Annotated in this window: 3 protein-coding genes; all 3 read left to right on the top strand. The window is 73.1% G+C overall.

Features of this window, described 5'->3' with window-relative positions:
• On the top strand, positions 1–463 hold a 463-nt coding region (locus AB0J09_RS62735), incomplete at its 5' end, for a lactate utilisation protein LutB domain-containing protein (RefSeq protein WP_360713756.1).
• On the top strand, positions 460–1,077 hold the full coding sequence (locus tag AB0J09_RS62730) for an LUD domain-containing protein (protein WP_360713754.1): 618 nt from the start codon (positions 460–462) through the stop codon (positions 1,075–1,077). The genes AB0J09_RS62735 and AB0J09_RS62730, both read left to right, overlap by 4 nt.
• A gap of 6 nt (positions 1,078–1,083) precedes the next feature.
• Positions 1,084–2,287: FUSC family membrane protein (locus tag AB0J09_RS62725; RefSeq protein ID WP_360713752.1), on the top strand; the 1,204-nt coding region annotated here is incomplete at its 3' end.

Below are 2,287 nucleotides of genomic sequence, written 5' to 3'. Positions count from 1 at the left end.
CCGCTGCGCCGCCTGCCTGAACGTCTGCCCGGTCTACGAGCGGACCGGCGGCCACGCCTACGGCTCGGTCTACCCGGGACCGATCGGCGCGGCGCTCACGCCGCAACTGGTCGGCGTCGAGCATGCCGCCAAGCTGCCGTTCGCCTCGTCTCTGTGCGGCTACTGCTACGAAGTCTGCCCCGTCGAGATCGACATCCCGAGCATCCTCGTCAAGCTCCGCCACGACGCCGTACAGGCAGAGCGGAAGTCCTCACCCGAGAAAGCGCTGTTCGGCGCCGTCGCCAAGGTGATGGACAACCCCCGCCTCTGGTCGCTCGCGCTCAAGATGGCACCCCTAATGCGCCGCCTCCGCCACAGCACGCTGCCGATCCTGTCCCGCTGGACGGCGGTACGGGACCTGCCGCCTCCCCCGCCCGAGTCGTTCCGCGACTGGTGGATCAAGCAGCACAAGAGGACACGATGAGCCGCGTCGCCTCCCCCCGCGACGAGGTGCTCGCCCGCGTCCACCAGGCCATACAGGCGGCCGCTCCCCCGCCGGCCATCCCGCGGGACTACCGCGCCCAGACAGCAGCCGACATCGAGGAGTTCATTCAACGGCTAGGCGAGTACGGCGCGACCACCCAACGGGTCACCTCCGATCAGCTCGACACCGCGGTCGTCACCACGCTGCGAAACGACGGCATCCGCCGCCTGGTCGTGCCCGACGGCATACCCGAAGCCTGGTTCGCCGGTGCCGAACCGCTGCGCGACACGCCACCGCTCGACCATCACGCCCTCGACCACGCCGACGGCGTCGTCACCATGTGCGCGATCGCGATCGCGCAGACCGGAACGATCGTCCTGGACGCGGGCAGCGGCATGGGCAGGCGGGCCCTGTCGCTGATCCCGGACTACCACCTCTGCGTCGTCCGCGCGGAGCAGATCGTCGGCTCGGTCCCCGAAGCACTCGCCGCCCTGGACCCGACCCGACCGCTCACCCTCTTCTCCGGCCCCTCCTCCACCGTCGACATCGAGATGGTCCGCGTGCAGGGCGTCCACGGACCACGCCGCCTCCACGTCATCGTCGCCGGCCGATGACACACCATGAGCACCGATCCACAGCGTAAACGGCCGCACCGCGCCCGGCGCCTCACCGGGCGTCGCCTGACCCCGGCCCGATGGCGGAGCCTGCTGCGGGGCGGGCCGTTCCACTGGGATGCCGTCGCGCCCGGGCGCGCGGCCAGGGTGGCCTCGGGCGTGGTGGTCCCCCTCGCGGCAGGGGCGGCCGGCGGGCAGCTGGAGTACGGCGCGTTCGCGGCTCTGGGAGCGCAGCCCGCCGGGTTCGTGTCCTTCCACGGCGTGGCCCGCACCCGCGTGGCGGCTGTGGCGGCGGCGAGCATCGGCATGGCCGTGTCCACCTTCGTGGGCGCGGCCACCGCGGCGGCCGCCCCTTGGCTGCTGGTGCCTGCCGTCATGCTCTGGGGATACGTCACCGGATTGGCCGTCTGCCTGGGACCGCGGATGAGCGTCGTAGTACTCCAGTGGTCCGTCGCGTTGATGATCGCAGTCGGTATCCCGCTCGGGCCGTCGGAGGCCGCACTGCGGGCCGGCCTGGTGCTGGCCGGAGGGCTGTTCCAGGGCGCTCTGGTCGCCTTGTCCTGGACGCTGCGGCGCGGGACGACTGAGCGCACCGCGCTGGCCGAGTCGTACCGCGATCTGGCGTCCTATGCGCGCGGCCTGGCCGCCGGGCGATTCGACCCGCCGCCGCCGACCGCCTTCCCGGCCACCGCCCTGCTGGCCGACCCCAATCCGCTGTTGCCACAGGCCGTGCGGATGGACTACCTCGACCTGCTCGAGCTGGCGGAGCGCATCCGCGCATCACTCGCGGCCTTGGCGGAGCACGCGCCCGACGACCCCTCCGGGGCCGCCCGCGGCTTCGCCGCCGACACCGCACGGGCCCTGGATGCCGTCGCGGGCGCGCTGAGCGCCCGGCAAGCCGATCGGGCCGCGCTGGTCCGCGAGCTGTGCCGGCTTCTGCCCGCGCCGGTTGTCGCCCCGGACACGCGCTGGGAATGGACCGCCGAGGCAGTCCTGGGACAGCTGCGAGCCGTCGGCGGCATCCTGACCCGCCTCGACGCGGTTTCCGTGCGCGCGACGGCGGAGAGCAGGCCAGGCGGACCCGCCACCGTGCCCGTCGCGCAGGACGAGATCACATGGACCGCCCTGACCGTGCGCGCCAACCTGACGCCGACCGGCGAGACAGGCCGCCATGCCGTGCGGCTGGCGGTGGCCGCCGGGCTCGCCGAGC

Source organism: Nonomuraea sp. NPDC049784, assembly GCF_040659615.1.
In the GTDB taxonomy this organism is placed as follows: domain Bacteria; phylum Actinomycetota; class Actinomycetes; order Streptosporangiales; family Streptosporangiaceae; genus Nonomuraea.
This window is presented reverse-complemented; position numbering and strand designations above follow the sequence as displayed.